Origin of the sequence: Mesorhizobium erdmanii USDA 3471, from assembly GCF_000472705.1 — a bacterium.
Lineage (GTDB): Bacteria > Pseudomonadota > Alphaproteobacteria > Rhizobiales > Rhizobiaceae > Mesorhizobium > Mesorhizobium erdmanii.
Genome location: NZ_AXAE01000026.1, coordinates 1 through 22,270, shown reverse-complemented (window position 1 = coordinate 22,270; position 22,270 = coordinate 1). Strand labels below are relative to the sequence as shown.

The window sequence follows — 22,270 nt, the reverse complement described above, 5'->3', positions numbered from 1 at the left end:
GGTGGCGGTTCGGGATTTGGCGGCCTCGATATATTGGTGAACAATGCCGGCGTGTCGCCAACGACCTGAAACTCTGCGGCACGCCGGCGTTCGGCCAGATCGTCCCGATTTTATCGCGTGACAAGGCAACGCGCATCGGCCCCAGCACCACCACCCATCGCACGGTCACTACTTTTCGGGCATCCGCCTGCCCCGAAGACTTGGGCATTGCGTTCTGCGATATCAGTGAATATGCTTGTTGTACGATCGTTCAACAAGCCTGTTTGCAAAGCCCAGATGACCTGCAATCCCCGCTATGAAATCCTGTTCGAGCCGATGCCTATCGGGCCGGTCACCGCGCCAAACCGCTTCTATCAGGTGCCGCATGCCAGCGGCATGACCAACGCCCTGCCGCGTGTCCGCGCCGCCTTTCGCGAAGCCAAGGCGGAGGGCGGATGGGGCGTGATCTGCACCGGCGCCTGTTCGATCGACCCGAGCTCCGACGACGCGCCGCTGCCCTTCGCCACGCTATGGGACGACAACGACATCCGCGCCCATGCGCTGATGACGGAAGCCGTGCACCATCATGGCTCGCTTGCCGGCGTCGAGCTGTGGCACGGCGGCGCCTCCGTCATGAACCGCGCCAGCCGCCTGCCGCCGCTGTCGCCGTCGGGAATTCCCTGGATGGCCACGCACGTCGGTTTCATGGGCAATCTGCGGCCAAAGACGATGGACAAGGCCGACATAAAAGAAGTGCTGAGATACCAGGCCGAGGCGGCGCGCAAGGCGCGCACGGCCGGTTTCGACGTCGTCTATGTCTATGCCGGCATGGGCTATCTCGGCTACGAATTCCTGCTGCCCGAATACAATCATCGCGCAGACGAATATGGCGGATCGATCGAGAACCGGGTGCGCTTCGTGCGCGAGATGATCGAGGTCACCAAGGATGCGGTCGGCAAGGATTGCGGCGTGGCACTTCGCGTCAGCCTCGAGGAGCTGCGCGGCCGGCCCGGCCGCCATCAACCGTCCGAGGCGCATGAATTGATCGAGTTGTTGGCCGACCTGCCCGACCTGTTCGACGTCAAGATGGATTCCAGCCCGACCGACTGCTCGGCCTCGCGTTTCACCGGCGAAGGCAGCCATGAGCCGGTGATCGATTTCGTCAAGTCGCTGACAAAAAGGCCGGTGGTCGGCGTCGGCCGCTTCACCTCGCCCGACACCATGGTGTCGCAGATCAGGCGCGGCGTGCTCGACTTCATCGGCGGCGCACGGCCTTCCATCGCCGATCCCTTCCTGCCGGCCAAGATCCGCGAGGGCCGCGAAGCCGAAATCCGCGAATGCATCGGCTGCAACATCTGCATTTCCAGCTGGCATGATGGCGTGCCGGTGCGCTGTACCCAGAACCCGACCGCCGGCGAGGAATGGCGGCGCGGCTGGCACCCCGAGCGTGTCGAGCGTGCCGACAGGCCCGAGCGCATCCTGATTGTCGGCGGCGGGCCCGCCGGGCTCGAATGCGCGCTGACCCTTGGCCGGCGCGGCCATGAGGTGACGCTCGCCGACTCCAGCCGCGGCTTCGGCGGGCGGCTGACCTTCGAGAAGACGCTGCCTGGCCTGTCGGCCTGGAACCGCGTCGTCGACTACCGCCTCGGCCGCCTCGGCGAGATGAGCAATGTCTCGCTCTATCCCGAAAGCACGCTTGGCGTGGACGAGATCATCGATCTGGCGCCGGAGCGCGTGGTGCTGGCGACCGGCGCGCGCTGGACCGACATGCTCTATTCCTCGATGGAGATACCGGTCGGCCGGCTCGACCATCCGGCTGTGTTCACGCCCGACGACATCGCCGCCGGCAGGCTCCCGCAAGGAGCAACCCTCGTCTTCGATTTCGATAATTATTACATGGGCGGCGTGCTGACCGAGCATCTGGCCGCGCAAGGCGTTCCGGTCAGCTACGTCACCCCAGCCGGCCAGGCATCCGCCTGGACGATCATGACCAACGAATTGCCGCTGGTGCATCGCGCGTTGGCAAGGCGCAAGGTGCCGGTAACGACGCTGCATCTGTTGAAGGCCTTCGACGGCGAAACGGCGACGCTGGCGCATCTGTTCACCGGCGAGGAAAGCCGCATTGCCTGCCGCTCGGTGCTGATCGTCGGCCTGCGGCTGCCGCGCAACGCGCTGTTCGAGGCGCTGAGCGCGCGGACAAACGATCTTACCACTGCCGGTATCAAAAGCGTCGATCGCATCGGCGACGCGCTGGCGCCGGGCGCCATCGCGCATGCGGTGCACAGCGGCCACAAGTTCGCCCAGGAAATCGGCGCGGAGACCCGCAGGTCACCCTACCGGCGCGACACACCAATCGTCGATGCAGTGGTGGACTTCGAGTTGCGAACGGCAGCCGAATAGGAGCAATTCCAGGAAAAGTGTGAAGCGGTTTTCCGCCCGGAATTGCGTCAAACAAGGAGTGAGGAAGCCATGGAGCGCATCGCCGCACGTCGCAGACCCGGCCGTCCGCAACGCGAGATCGGCGGCATCGAGCAGCGGCCGTGGAAGCAGCTGACGCGGCCCTACGCACCGATCGAGATCCTGTCGGCCGATCAGGTGCAAACGATCCACGAAATGGGTCTCACCATTCTCGAAGAGATCGGCATGCGCGTGCTGCAGCCGCAAGCGCGGCAGTTTTATCGCTCGGCAGGCTGCGATGTCGACGAAGGCGCGATGCGGGTCCGCTTCGACCGCGCGATGGTCATGGAGCGCGTCGCCATGGCGCCGTCGTCGTTCGAGTTGCGCGCCCGCAATCCGCAAAAGAATGTCAAGGTCGGCGGGCGGCACTGCATCCTGTCGTCGGTCGGCGGGCCGGCCTATGTCATGGACAATGATCGCGGCCGCCGGCCCGGCACCTATGCCGAAATGTGCGATTACCTGAAGCTCATCCAGTCGTTCAATGTCCTGCATCAGGAAGGCGGCGGCCCGTTCGAGCCGCTCGACCTGCACCAGAACACTAGGCATCTCGACCTCTACTATGCCGAGATCACACTGCTCGACAAGAACTGGCAGCCGCAAACCCTAGGTCAGGGTCGCGCCATCGACGCGCTGGAAATGGTGGCGATTTCGCTCGGCACGACGCGCGAGAACCTCGCGCGGGAAATGCCGGTCTTTACCGGCATCATCAACACCAACTCGCCATTGCAGCTCGACGAGCCGATGGCCGAAGGGCTGATCACGCTGGCCGAGCACGGCCAGGTCAACGTCATCACGCCGTTCACGCTGGCTGGCGCGATGAGCCCGGTGACGCTTGCCGGCGCGCTGTCGCAGCAGCATGCCGAGGCGCTGGCCGGCATCGTGCTGACCCAGATCGTGCGGCCGGGCGTGCCGGTGATGTATGGCGGCTTCACGTCCAATGTCGACATGAAGACCGGCGCGCCGGCCTTCGGCACGCCCGAATACACGCAGGCCGCGCAGATCACCGGGCAGCTCTGCCGGCTGATCGGCGTGCCATTCCGCTCCAGCAACGTCACCGCCGCCAATTCCGTCGACGCGCAGGCCGCCTATGAAAGCGCCATGTCGCTGTGGGGCTGCCTGATGGGCGGCGCCAACCTGGTGCTGCACGCGGCCGGCTGGCTCGGCGGCGGGCTGACCGCATCGTTCGAGAAGCTAGTCATCGATGCCGAGATGCTGCAGATGATGTCGGCTTATTTCGACCCGCCGGTGGTCGACATCGATACGCTGGCGCTGGAAGCGGTGCGCGAGGTCGGTCCGGCCGGGCATTTCTTCGGCGCGGCGCACACCATGCAACGCTATGAGCGCGCCTTCTACTCGCCGCTGGTGTCCAACTGGGACAATTACGACACGTGGGTCGAAAGAGGTCAGGTCACCGCGAGAGAGAGGGCCAATGTCGTGTGGAAACGCATGGTCGCCGAATACGAGCAGCCGCCGATCGATCCCGGCATCGACGAGGCGCTGCGCGACTATATGGAAAGGCGCAAACGCGAAGGCGGCTCACCGCTGAATTGAGGTTTTGGCGCGACGCCGATTTTCAAGGCTGGCGCCAGGCAGCGCCGACCTGAAATGGTTATCCGCCCCGCAGCGGCCCCACCTGCCCTTCAAGCATCTCGAACCCCGCCGCCTCCGCCGCCTCCGGCGTCACCACGCTTTCGTCGAGGCACCATTCCAGCCACAGCCCGTCGACCAAAGCGATGAAATTGCGCGCCAGCGCGGGCGCGTCGACTTGCCTGCCGCGCGGCACCGCGACCGCTGCGATGTCCTCCGCCAGTTCCGCCCGGTAGGCATCGTAGAGTTCGCGATGCGCTTCCTTGAGGCGCGGGTTGACGGCGATCTCGCCCCACAGCGACAGCCAGATCAAAAGGTTCTCGCGGCTGAAATATTCGGGCGAGAAATTGGAGCGCACCAGGGCTGCCAGCGATGCCTCCGGTGGCCAATCCGATGCCTCGGCGCGGCGGCGCTTGGCCTCGGCGATCTGGTTGTTGACGCTGGCATAGAGCGAGGATTTGTAGACCTCGACCAGCAACCCGTCGAGGCTTTCGAAGTGGTGGTTGATGAGGCCGCGCGAAACGCCGGCCTCCTTGCAGATGCGGTCGATGGTGAAGGCGCCGATGCCGCCGACCGACAGGCAGCGCGTCGCCGCCTCGATCAGCATGGAACGGCGCACATCGGCCTGTTCGCGGCTGAAGCGCGGCGGCGATTTCTTGGCGCCGCGCTTGCGTTTTCCAGAGGCTGGTCCTGCTTCCGTCATGGACTCCAGCTAATCGATTGCGCCCTTCCTGTCCACATAGAGCCTGTCCCATCCCGATGACATCGGGATGGGGCTCTATCTCTGTGTCTGACCATGATCCTATCCGAAAACCGGTTCCCACTTTTCGGGATCATGGTTCGGCTCACGCCTTCTTCTTGAACAGCACCAGGTTGGGGTGACCGTCCGGATAGATGACCGGATCGAACGCGGTCTTGTGGATGGCGACAAGTGGCTGGTGGCAGATGAAGACGAAGCCGCCGGACTGTTCCATCAGATCCTCCATGCGGTTGGACAACGTGATGCGCTTGGCCTCGTCGTTTTCGGCCACCAGCTGCTGGTAGCTGGTCTCGAATTCGGCACTGTCGAAGCCGGACCAGTTGTAGGCGCCGATCTGGTCGGGACGGAACCAGACCAGGTTTTCGGACGGATCTATGCCGCCGGCGAAATCCATCAGCGCCAGGTCGATGTTCTTGTAGCCTTCGCCTTGCGTCTTGTCGCCGACGCCCCAGAAGGCGGCTTCGTCATAGGGCTGGATCTCGACCTTGATGCCGGCCTGTTCGAGGCTGGCCTGGATGATCTGCGCGGTCGCGGTGCGGATGGAATCGTTCATGACAGTCAAGGTCAGCGACAGGTCGCTGACGCCGGCCTCCTTGAGCAGCGCGGCCGACTTCTCATAGTCCGGCGCGGCGATCAGATTCGAGGCGCGCGCGAATTTGGTGCCGGGCTGGACGACGCCAGTGGAGCGCTTGGTGAGGTCGTCATAGACGCCGGTGAGGATCTGACCGACATCGACGCCGTACTGCACCGCCTGACGGACTTTCAGATCCTTGAGCCGCGGGCTCAGCTGGTTGACGGTCAGCCAGACATAGCGCGTCGATTGCGCCTCGATCAGGATTGTGTCCGCCGGCGGCTTCTCCTTGACCGCCTTGGTCGCCGAGATGGCGATCTTGGTATAGTCGAAGGCATCGGCTTCGTAGGCGAGCTGCGCCGCCTGATCGTCCGACACGACATAGATCTCGACCTTTGAGAAATCCGGCTTCGGTCCCGGCCAGTCCGGGTTGGCGGTCAGCGTCACCTTCTGCTTCTGCTGCCAGTCCGAGAAGAGATAGGGACCGCAGGTCGCCGGCGGCTGGGTGGTGAATTTGCCGCCGGCCTTCTCGGTGCCGGCGCGGCTGATGATGTGGCCACCATAGTAAGGCAGGCTGGTCACGAAGATCGGCTGATAGGGCTCCTTCAGATGAATGATGCCATTGCGGGCATCGACGACTTCGACGCGATCAAGCTTCTCGAACTGATAGGCCCAGGGCGATGCGAGCGCCTTGTCGGCGATGCGCTCGAACGAGAATTTCACGTCGTCGGCTGTCACCGCGCCAAAACCACCAGACCATTTCAGCCCGTCGATTAGGGTGAAGGCGATGGTCTTGGGGTCTTTCTGCTCGAGCTTTTCAGCTCCCCACAGCGACCAGGGCGAGCCTTTCCGGATATCGCCGAAATGGTTGAGCGAGACATAGATGCCGCGCATCATGACATCCTCGATGCCGCCATTCATGAAGGCCGGGTCGAGGCATTGCAGGTCGCCCTCCATGCGGATGCGCAACGTATCGCCGGCGGCCGACCAGGCAAAGTCGGGCTTCATCGCCAGGCCGGCGCCGAGCACGCCAGCCGCTTTCAGGAATGCACGTCTGTCCAAGGACCATTGTTTCATCTCAGTTTCCCCTTTGGTTTGCGGAAGCGCGTGAGAAGGCTTCCCGTTCTTGCCCGCCGGTCTTCAGCGGGAAATGGCAACGCACCATGCGACCGGCGTCCATGGGCCGGCAGGCCGGCGCCTCGGTCCTGCAGCGATCCTGTGCGATGGGACAGCGCGTGTGGAACTCGCAGCCCGAAGGCCGCCGAAACACGCTCGGGATTTCGCCGGTGACTGCGGGGTTATGGCTGCGCCGGCGCGGGTCGGGTATCGGCTCGGACTGGATCAGCGTCGCGGTGTAGGGATGCATGGGCGCGGAAAACACGTCCTGCGTCGGACCTGTCTCGACCAGCCGGCCGAGATACATGATCGCCAGCCGGTCGCTGACATGGCGGATCATTGCCAGATTATGGGTGACGATCATGGCGGCGAAACCGAGTTCGCGCTTGAGCTCGCCGATCAGGTTCAGCACGTCGCCCTGCACCGAGACATCGAGACCCGCGGTCGGCTCGTCGGCGAGCAGCAGATGCGGCTTCATCGCCAGGGCTCGCGCAACGCCGACGCGGCGCGCCTGCCCGCCTGACAGCTCATGCGGGAAGCGGTCGACGAAGGAGGCGGGCAAACCGACCAGCGCCAGCAGCGCTTTTGCCGCGGCGCGGCGGTCCGGCATCGGCACCCCCTGGATGATCTGCGGTTCGGTCAGCAACGTGCCGATGCGCAGACGCGGGCTGAGCGAGGCGACGGGGTCCTGGAACATCATCGCCGAGCGCCGCCGCATGGCGCGGAAATCGGTAGGCGTCTGCACGTCCCTGCCCTCGAAGACGATGCGGCCGGCGGCGGCTCGGATGAGCCCGAGAATGGTGCGGGCGAGCGTCGTCTTGCCGGAACCGGATTCGCCAACCAGTCCGAGCGTCTCGCCCGGCATCAGCGACAACGTAACGCCGTCGATGACGTTGAAGCCCGGCAGCGGAAACGGATTGATCAGTCGGTTGAGCAAGCCGCCATTGGTGAAGCTGACCGAGAGATCCTCGACGGCGAGCAATGGGCTCATGGCATCACCGCGTGGCAGCGCGCGACATGGGACGCGACGAGGTTCACCAGCGGTGGCGCGACGGTCGCGCACCGCGCGAAGGCACGGTCGCAGCGCGGAGCGTAGACGCATCCCGACGGTGGCTGAGTGAGGTTGGGCAGCGAGCCCGGAATGGTCGGCAGCCGGTCCAGGCGCTCATGGAAGCGGGCGGGGTCGCAGGCGAGCAGCGCCTGCGTGTAGGGATGCCTGGCGTCGTGGAATATCGCGTCGACCTCGCCGCCTTCCACCACCTCGCCCGCATACATGACATAGACCCGGTCGCAGAGTTCGGCGATGACGCCGAGATGGTGCGAGACGACGATGATGATGCCGTTGTAGTCGCGGCGGAGTTCGCGCAGCAGATGGATGATCTGCGCCTCCATGGTGACGTCGAGCGCCGTCGTCGGCTCGTCGGCTATGAGCAGGCCGGGATCGGTCAGCAGCGCGGCGGCGATGGCGACACGCTGGCGCATGCCGCCGGAGAGTTCATGCGGATAGCTCTGCATGCGCCGTTCGGCGTCGGCGATGCCGACGCGGCCGAGCATGGCGGCGATGCGCGCCCGCTTCTGCGCCCGGCTGAGGTCCTTGCGGTGGTGCTGGAAGTCGACGAGCTGGTCGCCGATGGTCAGCACGGGGTTGAACGCCGTCATCGGATCCTGGCTGACCAGCGCGATCTCGTCGCCGCGCAGCAGCCGCTGGCGGTGCGCGTCGAGCTTGGCCAGGTCGATGCCATTGTAGGAGATCGACCCGTCGATGCGGGCATTGGCCGGCAGAAGATTAGCCAGGGCGGTAACCAGCGTGGACTTGCCGCAGCCGCTCTCGCCGACGATGCCGATCACCTCGCCCGGATGCGCCTCGATGTCGACATGGCGCAGCGCGTGCACCGCGCCATGCGGTGTCTCGTAGCGGACGCTGAGATCGCTGGCGGCAAGCGACCCGGTCATGCCGGCCTCCGCAGGTGCAGGCGCGGGTCGAGATAGTCGCGCAAGCCCTCGCCGAGAAAGGTGAAGCCGAGCGTCGCGAGCACCAGCGGCAAGCCGCCGAAGATGACCATGAAGGGTGCTGAGCGGATCGAGGTGTAGCCGTCATAAAGGATCGAGCCCCAGGACGGGGTCGGCGGGCGCACGCCAAGGCCGAGGAAGCTCAAGCCAGCCTCGACCATGATGACGACCGGTATGTCCATGGACAGGAGGATGATCAGCGGGCCGACGACATTGGGCAGGAGGTGGACGAAGATGATGCGCGCGGCACTCGCGTCGATCAGCCGCTCGGCGAGGATGTAGTCGCTGTTCTTCAGCGCCAGCGTCTGCGCCCGGATCAGCCTGGCATAACTCGGGAACGAGGTCGCGGCGATGACGATGATCAGCGTGCCGGTTCCGGCTCCGAGCACGGTGATGATGGCGAGCGCGAACATGATCATCGGCAGCGAATTCAGGCTGTCGAAAGTCAGCACCAGGATGGCGTCGAGCCAGCGCGGGCCGTAGCCGGCGATCAGGCCGAGCAGCAGGCCGATGGCGCCGGCGATGGCGACCGAGACCATGGCGATGGTGAGTGCGGTGCGCGCGCCATGGATGACGCGCGACAGGAGATCGCGGCCGAGATGATCGGTGCCGAACCAGTGTTCGGCCGATGGCGGCTGCAGCTTGTGCAGCACGTCGATCTTGACCGGCGAATAGGGCGCCAGCCATGGCGCGAAGATGGCGGTGACGAGGAAGCCGGTGACCAGGATCAGCGCCACGCAAGTGAACGGATCGGCAAGCAGCGCGCGCAGCAGGATGAACCGTTGTCGGTCGGGCGTGGACGAAGAGGCGTCAGCCACGGAAGACATCGCGCACCCTCGGATCGAGCCGCGCGATCAACAGATCGGCGGCGATGGTGATGGAGACATAGATGGCGGTCATGATCAGCACCGTGCCCATGACGACCGGGTAGTTGCGGGTGTTGACCGCGTCGGTGATGAGCTTGCCGATGCCGGGCCTGGCGAACACCGCCTCGACGAAGACGGCGCTGGACAGGATCGAGCCAAGGCCGACGGCGACCAGCGAGATGGTCGGGATGATGGCGATGCGCAGCGCGTATTTGGAGACGATCTTCCATTCAGGAAGACCAAACGAGCGCGCGGTGCGGATGTGCGGTTCGCCCATCACCTCCATCATCGAGGCGCGCACCATGCGGGCGATGTAGCCGATCCAGCCGAGCGCGATTGCCGCGGCCGGCATGACCAGCGCCTTGGCCTGGCTGACGAAGTCGCCGGCCTCACCGGCGCCGATGGCCGGCAGCCAGCGCAGCGTGACGGCAAAGAGCAAAAGCGAATAGATGGCGACGACGAAGGACGGCACGGCGATGACGCCGACCGACAGCACGCCGATGACCGCGTCGGCCGCCGTACCGCGCCGCATCACCGACAGGCAGCCGAGCGGCACGCCGATGAGGAGCGCGACGACAACCGCCGTCAGCCCGAGGATCAGCGTGTTCGGCAGCGCCTCCAGCACCAGCCTCGAGACGGGCCGGTTCGACCAGACATCGTAGCCGAGATTGCCGGTCAGCGCATTGCGGAAGAATTCGATGATCTGCCACCAGACCGGCTGGTCGAGCCCCATGCGCTCGATCAGCAATCGCTTCAGTTCCGGCGTGGCGCGCGGACCGAGCGCGACAGTCGCCGGATCGCCCGGCACGAGGAACACGGCCGCGTACATGGCGACCATGACGAGGACGAGGATCAGGAGGCCGAGACCGATGCGCTTCACTGCATATGCGAGCATCCGTCTACCCTCTCCTCAGGCGAAATCGCGCCTGATGCGCCGGCTTGCCGAGGCGCTGTGGACGATCGCGCCCCGTTCTCGCGCCTCGAGCCGCCAACTCAGGTTGAAATGGGTTTCGTCAGCCGTCAGCTCGGTGATCGCGATCGCCTCGGTGTCGGCATCGCCGCTGGCGATCGCCCAGCGATATTCGGTGACGAGTTTCGCCGACAGCGGATCGCCGCCGCTGATGCTCATCGTGTCGCTGTTGGCCGAGGATACGGTAATGGCGCGATCGTCATAGCGCCGGCGGCCGTGGTTCGAAGTCAACGCAATGGTCTGAACGCCCGAGCCGACATCGTCGGTGACGATGCGGCGATCGAAGCCCTCGTCCAGGGTCGTGGCCGGAACCGGCGGGGCGGTTTCCGCCGGCTCGAAGCGAACGTCACGGTCGCGTTCCGATGGCGGGCGGACCGGAAGCATCACCGTGCTGTCGCCGCTCGCGACCGACAGCGTCGACAATCTGGGTTGCGGCCACAGGATCGGCCAGTGCTGGTTGGCCAGCGCCAGCCGGATGCGATGGCCCTTGGGCACGATGCGGGCGAAATCGTTGAGCTTCAGCCGCACACGAAATGGCGTTCCGACCGGACAGGGCGTGGGATGCTCGTGGCTGTCGCGATGGCTGAGGTTGAGCACGCCATAGGTCATCAGCGCCGAAGTGCCGTCTGGATAGACGTCGCAAAGCCGGGCCGCGAGATTGACGTATGGCTGGTCGACGCTGACGAGCAGATCGAGCTCCGGCGCGCCGAGCAAGGTCAGGTCGTCCTCCAGCGGCTGCGTGTCGAAGCAAAGGGCCATGCCGTCCTCGCGGCGCTGGTCGATGGGCATGTCCGGACAGGAGCCGCCATAACCGCCCCAGCGGCCGCAATCGCGGCCGGCGGTCGCCGGCGAGCGTACCGAAAGCGTCGCGCCCGGAGCGGGTTCGCTGCCCAGCCCGGCGGCGTTAAGGTGTAGCGTGCGTCGCTCGATCCGCGGCGACGGCCACTGATCCTCGGCCGCCCAACTGCCGGCATGGTCGGGGAGGTAGAAAGGTTGCGGCCGTTCCTCGCCGGTGATCCAGACGCGGTAGAGCGGCTCGTCCATGATGCCGGTGTCTTCGCCGACGAGCCAATGCCGCCACCAGCGCAGCGCCTCCTGCAGATAGCCGATCAGCGGCCCCGGCGCGCCCCGACAGGGATAGGCATGCGACCACGGCCCGACGATGCCGAGCTTCGGCCCCGGCAGATGTTCGAGCAGGCGCGGCACGAAATTCGAATAGCTGTCCTCCCAGCCGCAGACGGCCATGACCGCGCATTCGATCGCGGAAAGATCCTCGCAGACGGAACCTTGCCGCCAGTAGTCGTCGCGGCGCTGATGCGCGAGCCAGATTTCCGAGAGTGAACTCGTCGCGGCAAGCCGGCTCGTCCACATGGCGCGCCAGACGTCGCCGACGATCTGCGGATCGGGCGCCATCGCCTTCTTCACCAGCATGAAGTTCGACCACATCTCCTGCTCGGTCAGCAAAGCGCCGCCCATATAGTGGATGTCGTCGGCGTAGCGGTCGTCGGTGGCGCAGTTGGTGATGATGGCTTTCAGGGCCGGCGGCCGCCGCGCCGCGACCTGCAGCGCGTTGAAGCCACCCCAGGAAATGCCGGTCATGCCGACATTGCCGTTGCACCAGGCAAGCGCGGCCAGATGGGTGATGATCTCGCAGGCATCTTCCTGTTCGCGCGGCAGATATTCGTCGGCGAGGTCGCCGTCGGAATCGCCCGAACCCCTGATATCGATGCGGGCGCAGGCAATGCCATGGCCGGCGAGCCACGGATGGATGTCGATGTCGCGCGCCACGGTGCCGTCACGGCGGCGATAAGGCACCATCTCGACGACCACCGGCACCTTGTCCTCGGTACGCGGACGCCACAGCGTCGCGGCAATGCGGGTGCCATCGGCCAGCGTGATCCACAACGGATCGACGGTTTCGACGGCAAACGGAAACTCGGTTCGTACCACGGCAGGTACCCGCAAATGCTCTTGTTGAACGTTCGTATAACAAGAGCATTTGCGACGCAATCCCGCTTCGCTTTTTTCATGCCGAATGCGAACCGTTCTTCGACAGCCCATTCTTCTGAACGATCATCCCCGTCGTCGGCGGCGGCGGCGCCCACAGCGCCGGCAAGCCGTTTCCCAAGCGGCGGAACTGAGGCGATCGGCAGGTGTTTGGGCAGCCCGTTACGCGGTCCTGGCTCAGACGAACCAGCCGCCAGCATATTTTGTTTCGTCCTGGGCGCTGCTATTTGGCGTCGCATGCCAGCGGCAGCGGTGCCCACAATCAGGAATTTCCAATGACGATCCAGAGCAAATTCAGCGGCCTTGGCACCGACGCGGCGCCCGGACAGGAAGTCCGCCAGCTGGCCGGCGACATTGAACCGATGTTGCGCGGCGATGCGATCCCCGGGCGGCCGGTGGACTTTTCGCATGGCGACGTCGACGCATTCACCCCGACTCCCGGCTCGTTCGAGGTCTTTTCTGCCGGCGTCGAAGCCGGCGGCAAGCAGGCCTACACGGAATATCGCGGCGATCTCCGTATCCGCGAAGACCTCGCCGGGCGGCTGGCACGTTTCACCGGAGCGCCTGTCGATGCAAGCGATGGCCTGATCATCACCCCCGGCACCCAGGGCGCGCTGTTCCTGGCCGTTGCCGCGACCGTGTCGCGGGGCGACAAGGTGGCGATCGTCCAGCCCGATTATTTTGCCAACCGCAAACTGGTGGAGTTCTGCGAAGGCGAAATGCTGCCCGTCCGGATGGGCTACGCAACGACCGAAGGCCGTTCGGGCCTTGATCTCAGCCAGTTGGAAGGCGCATTCAGGTCGGGCGCAAAGGTGTTCCTGTTCTCGAACCCAAACAATCCGGCCGGCGTCGTCTACTCCCGCGAAGAGATCGAAGCGATTGCCGCTCTGGCAAGCCGATACGACGCCACCGTCATCGTCGACCAGCTTTACGCGCGCCTGCTGTACTCAGGCGTCGACTACACTCATTTGCGCGCGCAGAAGCTGGACGCGGAAAAAATCGTCACCATCATGGGGCCGTCGAAGACGGAATCGCTCAGCGGCTATCGGCTGGGCGTGGCTTTCGGATCGCGAGAAATCATTGCCCGGATGGAGAAACTGCAGGCAATCGTCTCGCTGCGCGCCGGGGGCTACAGCCAGGCAGTCCTGCGCACATGGTTCGACGAACCGGCTGGATGGATGGACCAGCGCATTCGCCAACACCAGGCGATCCGCGACGATCTTTTGAAGGTTTTCCGCGCGATATCAGGCCTCCAGGTCCGCACGACCGAGGCGGGCAGCTACATTTTTCCGGCGCTACCCCGCCTGTCGGTGAGAGGCGGTGATTTTGTCCGCATCCTGCGCCTGCAGGCAGGCGTCATCGTGACGCCTGGAACGGAGTTCAGCCCATTCGCCAAAAACAGCGTACGCCTGAACTTTTCGCAGGACCACGCCGCTGCCGTCGCGGCCTGCGAGCGCCTGGTCGCCCTCGTCGATCGATATCGCGGATGACCGGCGGCATGATCTTCACGATGACCCCGCACGGGAAGCAGGCGAAGCCGATTTATTCGGTGGCGTAGAGAGCCGCCAATTGAAAGCCGGCATTCGTGCCCGCGGCCGTCTCGGTCAGGACATCCAATGCAAACGCCGCCGAGGCGATGTCGAAGAAAATGTCATAGGCGATCGCGCCGAAACGGTCGAAGCGGGCCACGACCGCGTCCAGATGCAAGGCACGGGTCTGCGAGAGATTTCCTGGCTTCAGGCTTTCCGGCCTCAGGTCGGCCATCGAGATCCGTCGCATCAGCGCGGGCGCTGCCGGACCCGATATCACGAACCACGCCCACCCCTCGTCGCGATAGGCGTCGTATCCCTTGGCTGCAAGCTCGCTGTCGCCCCAGGCCTTGCGCAGTGCGTGCAACCGCGTCCCGCTGCCGCCAGGAGGTGCCGCAAGCAGCACCTCCTGCTGGCCAAGCCGCAGCACCGATGTGCCGCAAGGCAAGGTAAGGGCGGTATTCACTGCCTGCGGCACGGATAGACCTGCTTCACCGAGCCAGTCCATCGTGCCGGGGCCACGCAGCCCGAAGCGCTCGGTTTGCGTGCAATCGAGCACGACGTTCTCATGCGCTCCCGGCAGCCCCTCCCTGCGCGCGAGTCGTTGCGCCAGGGCGTGATGGCGCAGGCTTGCATCGATATGCCCGGCATGACCGGCCGATGCGGAATGGCTACCCGGCAGCATCTACATCTCCTGCCGTTGGTTTTCGGGATCATAGAATGGCGCGGGCACCACGTTTGCCCGGACTTCCCCACCGCACAGCCCCCGTATGTGCAGGCTGGATCCCGGCGTCGCGTCGCGCGGGTCGGCATAGGCCAGGCCGATCCATTTGCCCAGTGTCGGTGAAAAGCAGGTCGAAGTGACAAAGCCCACCGGGCGTCCGTCCCGCAAGACGAGGCAGGATTCCGCCAGCCGGATACCGTGGCCCTCGGGCAGTTCGAAGCCGCAAAGCTTGCGCTTGAGGCCGAGCTTGCCGCGCGCCTCGATGGCGGTCTTGCCCAGGTATCGAGTCTTGGCCTTCGACAGCGCCCATCCCATGCCCAGTTCGTCCGGCGTCGACAGCGCGTCGGTATCCTGGCCGATGATGATGTGGCCCTTTTCCAGGCGCAGGATGCGCGAGGCTTCCAGCCCATAGGGTTGCAGACCATGAGGCGCCCCCACCTCCAGCAGCTTGCGCCAGAGCGCCGCGCCGAAGGATTGCGGCACGTGCAGCTCATAGCTGAGCTCGCCTGTAAAGCCTATGCGCATGACGCGCGCCGGGCATCCGCCGATCACGCCGCTACGGCCGTTGAGATAGGGGAAGCCATCCGGAGAGAGATCGATGTCGCCGCCCAGCGCCTCGAGCACCTTGCGCGCGAAAAGGCCGGTGACGTTGATCGCGGCGAAGGCGGCCGTGGCGTTCTGGATATCGACCCGCATGCCCCATTGCGTGTTGAGGAACAGCATGTCGGTGAAGACGCGGGCGACGGCGCCGGTGGTTGCGGTCACGTAGAATTCGGTCTCGGACAACCGGAAGGCCACGCCATCATCGATGACCGATCCCATGTCGTTCAGCATCAGGCAGTAGCGCACGCGTCCCACCGGCTGCCTGGCATGCGCCATCGTATAGACGCGGTCGAGGAAAGCGCCGGCATCCGCCCCTCGTATCGCCAGCTTGCCTAGGGTCGAAACGTCGAGCATGCCGACCTTGTCCCGCACCAGCCTGACCTCGTCGGCGATCGTCTTGTGGACGTCGCCATTTCCACCGTAATGCAGCGGTCGCCACCACGCACCGGCGGGTGTCAGTTTCGCGCCGCCGGCGACATGGTCGGCGTGGATCGCCGTATGCCGGTAGGGCACATGGTTCGGGCCGGCTAGCAGTCCCAGTTTTTCCGGACCGAATGGCGGCCTGGATGTTGTGATACCGACCTCGCCCACCGTGCGGCCCGTTTCCGCCGCGACGATCCTGGCCGTCATCAAAGCCGAATGCCGTCCCTGCGACGGCCCCATGCCGACGGTGGAGTAGCGCTTCACCAGCTCGAGCTCGCTATAGCCGTCGCTGACGGCGTTCCTGATATCCTTGACCTGCAGATCCTCGTCGAAATCCACGAAGTCCCGCCCCTTGGCATGGGCGTACAGCGGCTGAAAATAGTTCATCCTTGCCGCGCTGGCATCCGGAATGATCGCCGGCAGGTCGGCATCGTGCCCCGCCTCCCGTGCCGCCGTAGCGCCGGCGATCTCGCCGCTGCGCAGCACCGATTTCAGCTCGAAATAGCCCGCAGCCGATCCGGCGACATGAAACGCCTGCGGCAGATTGCTCAGCACGAATTGCCGGCTGGTCTCGTCAAATCCGAGCTTCGCGCCGGCATGCAGCGGCAGCTGGTAAGACGGCGTATAGCCGGCCGCGACCACGAAATGATCGCACTCCAGCAGCTGCGTGCCATGTTCGGGCGTGCTGAAGCGGATAGCTCTTACATGGCGATTGCCCGCGGTCCCCAACGCTTCCGTGACGGTGACATCAGGGATGATGCGGACGCCACGCTCGACCAGGTTTTTCGCCAGGGGGTTGCCGGATGCATCGGCGGCGGGGGCGAGAACGGCGACCAACGGCACGCCGGCATCGAGAAGGTCAAGAGCGGTGAGATATCCATCCCGGTTGCCGGCAAAAACCACCGCGCGCCGGCCGGGGCGAACCGCGTAGTGGCGCATCAGCCGCTGCGCCGCGGACGACAGAAGGATGCCCGGCAGGTCGTTGTTGCGAAACACCAGGGGCTGTTCATGCGACCCCGCGGCCACCACTACCTGCTTGGCGCGAACGCGGTAGAGCGTCTCGCCCTGCAGCACTGGAAGCCAGTTGTCGGCAAACCAGCCATTGCATGTGGCGCCGGTCAGCACCCGCACATTGCCCAGCTTTCCGGCTGCGTCGCGCAGCGTCTTCAGCGTCGCCTCTGCCTCCGCCGTCTCGAGCCCGAAGCGCGCATAGGTCAACGCGCCGCCGAGTTCGCGGTTCAGATCGACCAGCAGCACTCCGGCACCCGCCTCGGCTGCCTTGATGGCGGCCGAAAGCCCGGCCGGACCACCACCCACGACCAGCACGTCGGTGTGCAGGTTTTCCCTGACATAGTGGCCATGACCGGCGGTGAGGTCGACCTTGCCGAGGCCGGCCGATCCGCGGATCATCGGCTCCCAGAATTTGAGCCAGCTCTTCGCGCCGGGGCCAACGAAGCTGCGGTAATAGAAACCGACAGGCATGAAGCGGCCCAGCCTGTCGAGCACGGCGCTCCGGTCGCGTTCGGCCGTTCCGTTGACGTTCTGGGCGGTGACCTTCAATCCTTCGGCGATCGGGCGCAGATCGGCGCGGACATTCGGCTCGTCGGGCAGCTGCACCAGCGTGTTGGCGTCCTGCCCTGCCATGGTCAGAATGCCGCGCGGGCGGTGGTACTTGAAGGAGCGCGACAGGATCCAGCGATCGCTGCCGGCCATGGCCGAGGCAATGCAGTCGCCGGCGAAACCCTCGAGCGGCCGGCCGTCGAAATCGAAACGGATTTTTTGGGTGCGGTCGAGACGCGATCCCCAGGGAAGCGGCAACCGTTCGGTCATGTCAGGCAGGCTTTCGATTGGGAAGATAGGTGGCGACGATCTCGTCGCTGACGGTGTGGCGTTCGGCGATCAGCACGGTGTTGGACGGTGTGTGCCGCCACCACTCCCGCATCACGCCAAGCGGGTTCTCGGCGTAGAACAGGCCTTCGATCAGTTGCTCGGGCTGTTCGGTGCTGGCCTCGCGGACCGGCCCGAGATACTGAAATTCGGTGATGTTGCGTGGCCCGTTCACCGGGCAGGTCAAAAGCTTCATCGGTGCACCCGTCAGTGGCTGGCGGCCGTGGCGCCCATCTCGTTCAGCAGCGCGAAGCTGTCGAACCGGCGCAGGTCGAATGGTTGCAGGACATCGGGCACGCGCCCGGTGGCGATGGTCTCGGCCATCCGCTTGCCGGCCACCGGTGTCGCCTTGAAGCCCCAGGTGCCCCAGCCGCAGTCCAGCCAGTAGTTCCGCAACGGCGATGCCCCCATGATCGGGCTGTAGTCGGGCGTCATGTCGGTGATCCCGGCCCACTGCCGCAACAGCTTGACCTTGTGCAGGAAGGGGAAGAGGTGCAGCGCGCCTTCGGCCAGATGTTCCTTCTGGTCCAGCGTCGAGCGCGTCGAGGCCAACTGGTAGGGATCGGAGCCGCCGCCGATGACGACCTCGCCACGCGAGGATTGCACCAGATAGGTGTGCAGATTGGCGGATGAGACGAGTATGTCCAGGAATGGCTTCAGCGGCTGCGTCACCATTGCCTGCAACGGGAAGCAGCGTATCGGCAGCCGGATGCCCGCCATGGCGGCGACCTGGCCGTTGAGTCCGCCGACGGCCTGCAGCACCTGTCCGGCGGCGATCGTGCCGCGGTTCGTCCTGACGTGCGTGACCCGGCCGCCCGCCAGTTCGAAGCCGGTCACTTCCGTGCGTTGATGGATTTCCACGCCGCGCCGGCTGGCATGTTTGGCATAGCCCCAGGCCACGGCGTCATGGCGGGCGGTGCCGCCGTCGGCATGCCAGAGCCCGCCCATCACCTCGTGCTGGCCGCCGAGGTCGAGGTTGAGATGCGGGCAAAGCGCTTTCACCGTCTGGACATCGGCCACTTCGATCCTGGTGCCCATATGCTTGCCCATCTCGGCGCGCAGGTGGAAACTGCGCATCGTCGCCTCCGAATGCGCGAGCGTCAGCTGCCCGCGCTGCGAAAACATGACGTTGAAGCCGAGATCCCGCGACATCGTCTCGAACAGTTCGACCCCTTCCTTGTAGAAGCGGACCGATTCCTCGGTCATGTAGTTCGAGCGGATCGTGGTGGTGTTGCGCGCCGTATTGCCGCCGGCGAGATAGCCCTTTTCCAGCACGGCGACGTTGCGGATGCCGTGAACGTTGGACAGGTAGTAAGCCGCCGCGAGACCATGGCCGCCGCCGCCGATGATCACCACGTCGTAGGATCGTTTCAGCTCGGGCGTCGAAGGGATGTCGCGAAAGGAAACATGCCTGGCGCGCAGGCCGTATTTCAGCAAAGAGAGAGGCATGATTTCCTGCGGTTCGGCGGCTGGGAATGGACTTCAGAAGACGCGCCGGGCGGCCATGGCGCAAGAAATCGTTCTTTACCCAGTGACATCGTTTTCGTAATGCATGAGAAATCTGAATGAGGTCTCCATGCGAAATCTCCCGCATCTTACCTATCTGGAAGCCTTTGAAGCGGCGGCACGGCATCTGAGCTTCACCCGGGCCGCCGAGGAGTTGAATTGCACCCAGGCGGCGATCAGCCAGCGGGTTCGGGCGCTGGAGCAATTCTTCGCCCGGCCGCTCTTCCACCGGAGGAGCAACGGTTTGGAGCTCACCGAAGTCGGCACCGCCTATCTGCCGGGAATAGCCGAGGCTCTGGATCGGGCCGAGGCGGCGACCGAAGGGATGCTGGGCGCACAGGCGCAGACCAGCGTGACGGTCTCAGCTCCGCTCAGCTTCGTCACGCTGTGGCTCGCACAGCACCTGGCCGGTTTTTCCGCCGCCCATCCACGTATCGAGGTCCGGCTGAACAGCACGATCTGGACCGATCCCAACGTGGAGCTAGCGGATCTGAGCATTCTGGCGCTCAATCCGTTGCAGCCTGTATCGGGTGCCGTGCAACTGGGGCAAGAGCGGCTGGTGCTTGTCTGCGACCCAGAAACCGGTCGCCAGGCCGGGGCGAAGCCCGGCGCGACCTGGTTCAACGCCGCCCGGCTCATCTATGTCCAGGGCAGGATGCATCTGCTGGATCTCTGGGCCAAGAAGGAAAACATCGTCATCGCGCCGCAAAAGGCGCCGATCAAGGCCGACAATGCGGCAGCGGCCCTGGAGATCGCGGCATGCGCCGGCGGCATCACGGCCGTCATGTCGACTTATGCGGCAAGCTACCTCAGTTCGGGGCGGCTGGTGGCGCCCTTCGGCGCGGGGGAAATCCTACCTGTTGCCCTGCATGCGGTGCCCAATCAACAGCGCCGCCTCTCGCGGTCGGCTGCGCTGTTCCTGCAATGGCTGTCGGCGGAGATTCCCCTCCACCGCTAGCTTCAGCGGCGCAGGCTGGCGTAGCGGGCATGCTCGCGGATCTCCGAGCGAGAAATGCCGGCATCCGCCAGCGTGCTGTCCGGAACCCGCCGCAAGCTCGCAACCGTCCGGCGGTAGACAAGCCAGCGGGCGAAACGGTCTCTCAGTCCGTACAACATGATCGTCTCCTTTGCCGCGCGGAATATCCACGCCCTTGGGTTGATCGAAAAACGCAAAGCATCTGGTGCAGATGCATGCGTGCGCGAAAGGATTGCATTGGCTTCCAGGCCAACCGGGGCGCTTGCCGATGTTTCGGCAAGCAGGGTTTTCCAATATCGCCAACGCCCGCATACTTGCGCATCATGCCGGCTTTGCGCTACAGCCAAGGTCGCAAGGTATTTTTCATTTCTGCAAAATGAATATTGGCTGGGACGATTTAAGGCTGTTTCTCGACGTTGCGCGGCTGGGCGGCCTTAGCGCGGCGACGGCAACCACGCGCCTCAGTGCGGCCACGCTTGGACGACGCGTAACCGCGCTCGAAAGGCAGATCGGCGAACCCCTGTTCGTGCGCCAGCAGACCGGCTACCGGCTGACCCCGGTCGGCGAGGAACTGCTGCGGCGCGCCGAGGACGTCGAGGCGGCGATGCAATCGCTCACCCGCTGGCGTGAAGGAAGCCTGCCGGATCGCATTGTCCGCGTCTCGGCCGGACCATGGACCTCGGCTTTCATTTCAGGCCATATCGGCGAGGTCTGGACGGTCGATGACGGCATCAGGGTGGAGTTCGTCACCACCACCGACCGGGTCGACATCGGTCGCCGCGCCGCCGACATCGGCATCCGCAGCGAACGGCCGACCGAGCAGTGGCTGGCTGGCCGTCAGAGCGGCAAGGTCGCCCACGCCATCTATTCCGGACGCCACCTGGTCAACGGCATCGCCGCCGGTCTGTTCGTCGGCGTCACCGGTGAAGGGGCAAACATTGCCTCGGCGCGCTGGCTGCAGGCCCATCACGGCGACCGTATCGCCGTGCGCGGCAACAACACCCATTCGGTGCGCGAACTGGTGGCCGCCGGCGCCGGCCTTTCGGTCTTTCCGTGCTTTGTCGGCGACAGCGATCCGCGGCTGGTCCGTGTCGCCCAGCCCATCCCCGAACTCGAAACCGACCAATGGATCGTCACCCATCACGAGGAACGTCACGCCCCGCCGGTGCGAAAAGTCGCCGGCCGGATTGCCGCCCTGATGCAAGCGCACCAGCCGCTGTTTCGCGGCGAGACTCCGATCCGGTAAGTTCTCGGAAGTCGAGGCGAAACGCGCGTCGACGCCCTACGGGTCATCTGTTCGACGCGTTTGCTGGGAGTGTCTATGCCTTACCTGCCTGGCTGCCGACGGATCCGGGCCAATCGGCCAGATGGAGCAACTTGATCGCGCTCCGTCTCAGCAGAGAAGGTTTGCTTTTCGTCGACGATCGGGGAGCTATCGATAGAGGTGGCCGGGCCTTGGCCAACAGATCAGAAACCTGTTCCAACATCGTTTTCAGGACGGCTTCCACGCTTACGGCGGATCAGTTGCGAAGTCGGTGGAAATCCACGCCCCCAGGGCCAAAATCCTGGCCCGCCCGCCTGTGGGTGCACTACCTCAGAAAGGCCCGCCGCGCCTCCGCAAGCGGGCCAATGCGCCGAACTATGCGGGACGCGTCTAGTTGTCCGTCACCGTTGGCACGGAAGATGAGGCATCGGGTCCGTCGGTCTCGGTACCGGAACCTGCGCCAGTGCCGGAGTTCTCCGCTTTGTCCCCACCCTGGTCGTCAGCAGATTCCGAGTCGCCATCATGGCCACTAGAACTTCCGCTGCTGCTGTGGCTATTGCCGCCATCGTGCTCGCCACCGCCGCCGCCGCCGCCGTCGCCACCGCCACCGCCGCTGCCGCCGTCGCCACCGCCGCTGCCGCCACCGCCCTCGGATTCGGCGTGGGCAGCGGCCGGCACGAGCTTGGCAGCGCCATGAAGCGCCAAGTGGTAGGGTGCAATGGTGAGCATCAGCGCCGTCGATGCACGCAGCGTGAGCCAGACGAATCTATTGAAGGAAATCTTGGTCATCTTATCCTCCTCGTGGAGTGCTGTTAGGAAACCAGTTCGGCCGAAGGTGTCGCGGCCGTGCAGCAGGTGCCGGCAGCCAGAACAGCTCCGGCGAAGATGCCCGCGAAGGCGGCTGGAATGAGAGTGCGATACATGAGGTCTCCATTCGGGTGGTTGGGGACGTGGCAATACGATTGGTATTTCAACCTGTAGGCCACAACGGCTTGCGACCGTCACGGTACGGGATAGCGAATCCAACCTGACAAC

General features: G+C 64.9%; 18 protein-coding genes. 5 read left to right on the top strand and 13 right to left on the bottom strand.

Going from position 1 to position 22,270, the window contains the following annotated elements; all coding sequences use genetic code 11:
- The first annotated feature begins 276 nt into the window (after window positions 1–276).
- Together A3AU_RS0121270 and A3AU_RS0121265 are read left to right on the top strand one after the other, a co-directional pair.
- Window positions 277–2,379: an oxidoreductase gene (locus A3AU_RS0121270; protein WP_027054662.1), complete on the top strand. Its 2,103-nt coding sequence runs from the start codon at window positions 277–279 to the stop codon at window positions 2,377–2,379.
- A 69-nt stretch (window positions 2,380–2,448) separates the two neighbouring features.
- Window positions 2,449–3,987 (top strand): trimethylamine methyltransferase family protein, encoded by a 1,539-nt coding sequence (locus A3AU_RS0121265; RefSeq protein WP_027054661.1) that lies wholly within the window; start codon window positions 2,449–2,451, stop codon window positions 3,985–3,987.
- Window positions 3,988–4,045: 58 nt separating this feature from the next.
- Here A3AU_RS0121265 and A3AU_RS0121260 read toward each other — a convergent pair whose 3' ends face one another.
- From A3AU_RS0121260 to A3AU_RS0121230, 7 genes are all read right to left on the bottom strand, one after another.
- Window positions 4,046–4,726, bottom strand: coding sequence for a TetR/AcrR family transcriptional regulator (locus A3AU_RS0121260; protein WP_027054660.1), 681 nt, complete (start codon window positions 4,724–4,726; stop codon window positions 4,046–4,048).
- 142 nt (window positions 4,727–4,868) lie between these two features.
- A complete protein-coding gene (locus A3AU_RS0121255; RefSeq protein WP_027054659.1) occupies window positions 4,869–6,431 on the bottom strand; it encodes an ABC transporter substrate-binding protein in 1,563 nt (520 codons plus the stop codon).
- A gap of 1 nt (window position 6,432) precedes the next feature.
- Window positions 6,433–7,461 (bottom strand): oligopeptide/dipeptide ABC transporter ATP-binding protein, encoded by a 1,029-nt coding sequence (locus tag A3AU_RS0121250; RefSeq protein WP_027054658.1) that lies wholly within the window; start codon window positions 7,459–7,461, stop codon window positions 6,433–6,435.
- Complete coding sequence (locus tag A3AU_RS0121245) at window positions 7,458–8,423, bottom strand: ABC transporter ATP-binding protein (RefSeq protein ID WP_027054657.1); 966 nt, start codon at window positions 8,421–8,423, stop codon at window positions 7,458–7,460. The genes A3AU_RS0121250 and A3AU_RS0121245 overlap by 4 nt, the downstream gene beginning before the upstream one ends.
- Window positions 8,420–9,307, bottom strand: a complete 888-nt coding sequence (locus tag A3AU_RS0121240; protein WP_051355428.1) for an ABC transporter permease — start codon at window positions 9,305–9,307, stop codon at window positions 8,420–8,422. The genes A3AU_RS0121245 and A3AU_RS0121240 overlap by 4 nt, the downstream gene beginning before the upstream one ends.
- Window positions 9,291–10,241, bottom strand: coding sequence for an ABC transporter permease (locus tag A3AU_RS0121235; RefSeq protein ID WP_027054655.1), 951 nt, complete (start codon window positions 10,239–10,241; stop codon window positions 9,291–9,293). Before A3AU_RS0121235 ends, A3AU_RS0121240 begins: the two co-directional genes overlap by 17 nt.
- Before the next feature lie 15 nt (window positions 10,242–10,256).
- Window positions 10,257–12,266, bottom strand: coding sequence for a CocE/NonD family hydrolase (locus tag A3AU_RS0121230; RefSeq protein WP_027054654.1), 2,010 nt, complete (start codon window positions 12,264–12,266; stop codon window positions 10,257–10,259).
- Between the two features lie 332 nt (window positions 12,267–12,598).
- Between A3AU_RS0121230 and A3AU_RS0121220 the strand changes: the two genes are divergently transcribed.
- Window positions 12,599–13,813, top strand: coding sequence for a pyridoxal phosphate-dependent aminotransferase (locus A3AU_RS0121220; RefSeq protein ID WP_027054653.1), 1,215 nt, complete (start codon window positions 12,599–12,601; stop codon window positions 13,811–13,813).
- Between the two features lie 52 nt (window positions 13,814–13,865).
- Here A3AU_RS0121220 and A3AU_RS0121215 read toward each other — a convergent pair whose 3' ends face one another.
- The 4 genes from A3AU_RS0121215 to A3AU_RS0121200 are packed head-to-tail and all read right to left on the bottom strand — an operon-like array spanning window position 13,866 to window position 18,938.
- Window positions 13,866–14,537, bottom strand: coding sequence for a hypothetical protein (locus A3AU_RS0121215; protein ID WP_027054652.1), 672 nt, complete (start codon window positions 14,535–14,537; stop codon window positions 13,866–13,868).
- On the bottom strand, window positions 14,538–17,432 hold the full coding sequence (locus A3AU_RS0121210; protein ID WP_032917846.1) for a 2Fe-2S iron-sulfur cluster-binding protein: 2,895 nt from the start codon (window positions 17,430–17,432) through the stop codon (window positions 14,538–14,540).
- A 1-nt stretch (window position 17,433) separates the two neighbouring features.
- Entirely contained in the window at window positions 17,434–17,685 is a 252-nt protein-coding gene (locus A3AU_RS0121205) for a sarcosine oxidase subunit delta (protein WP_027054650.1), read from the bottom strand.
- 11 nt (window positions 17,686–17,696) lie between these two features.
- Window positions 17,697–18,938 carry an FAD-dependent oxidoreductase gene (locus tag A3AU_RS0121200; RefSeq protein WP_027054649.1) on the bottom strand — a complete coding sequence of 414 codons (1,242 nt, stop codon included), beginning with the start codon at window positions 18,936–18,938 and terminating at the stop codon, window positions 17,697–17,699.
- A 127-nt stretch (window positions 18,939–19,065) separates the two neighbouring features.
- Here A3AU_RS0121200 and A3AU_RS1000000137315 point away from each other — a divergent pair, with 127 nt between their 5' ends.
- A complete protein-coding gene (locus A3AU_RS1000000137315) occupies window positions 19,066–19,953 on the top strand; it encodes a LysR family transcriptional regulator (RefSeq protein WP_161633521.1) in 888 nt (295 codons plus the stop codon).
- Between the two features lie 2 nt (window positions 19,954–19,955).
- Here the strand turns inward: A3AU_RS1000000137315 and A3AU_RS01000000135825 are convergent, their stop codons facing one another.
- Window positions 19,956–20,111 carry a YjiS-like domain-containing protein gene (locus A3AU_RS01000000135825; protein WP_154674629.1) on the bottom strand — a complete coding sequence of 52 codons (156 nt, stop codon included), beginning with the start codon at window positions 20,109–20,111 and terminating at the stop codon, window positions 19,956–19,958.
- Window positions 20,112–20,347: 236 nt separating this feature from the next.
- On the opposite strand from A3AU_RS01000000135825, the gene A3AU_RS0121185 reads away from it, so the two are divergent.
- A complete protein-coding gene (locus A3AU_RS0121185) occupies window positions 20,348–21,217 on the top strand; it encodes a LysR family transcriptional regulator (RefSeq protein WP_032917867.1) in 870 nt (289 codons plus the stop codon).
- Window positions 21,218–21,625: 408 nt separating this feature from the next.
- Here A3AU_RS0121185 and A3AU_RS1000000139020 read toward each other — a convergent pair whose 3' ends face one another.
- Window positions 21,626–22,024 (bottom strand): hypothetical protein, encoded by a 399-nt coding sequence (locus A3AU_RS1000000139020; protein WP_051355425.1) that lies wholly within the window; start codon window positions 22,022–22,024, stop codon window positions 21,626–21,628.
- Between the last annotated feature and the right edge of the window lie 246 nt (window positions 22,025–22,270).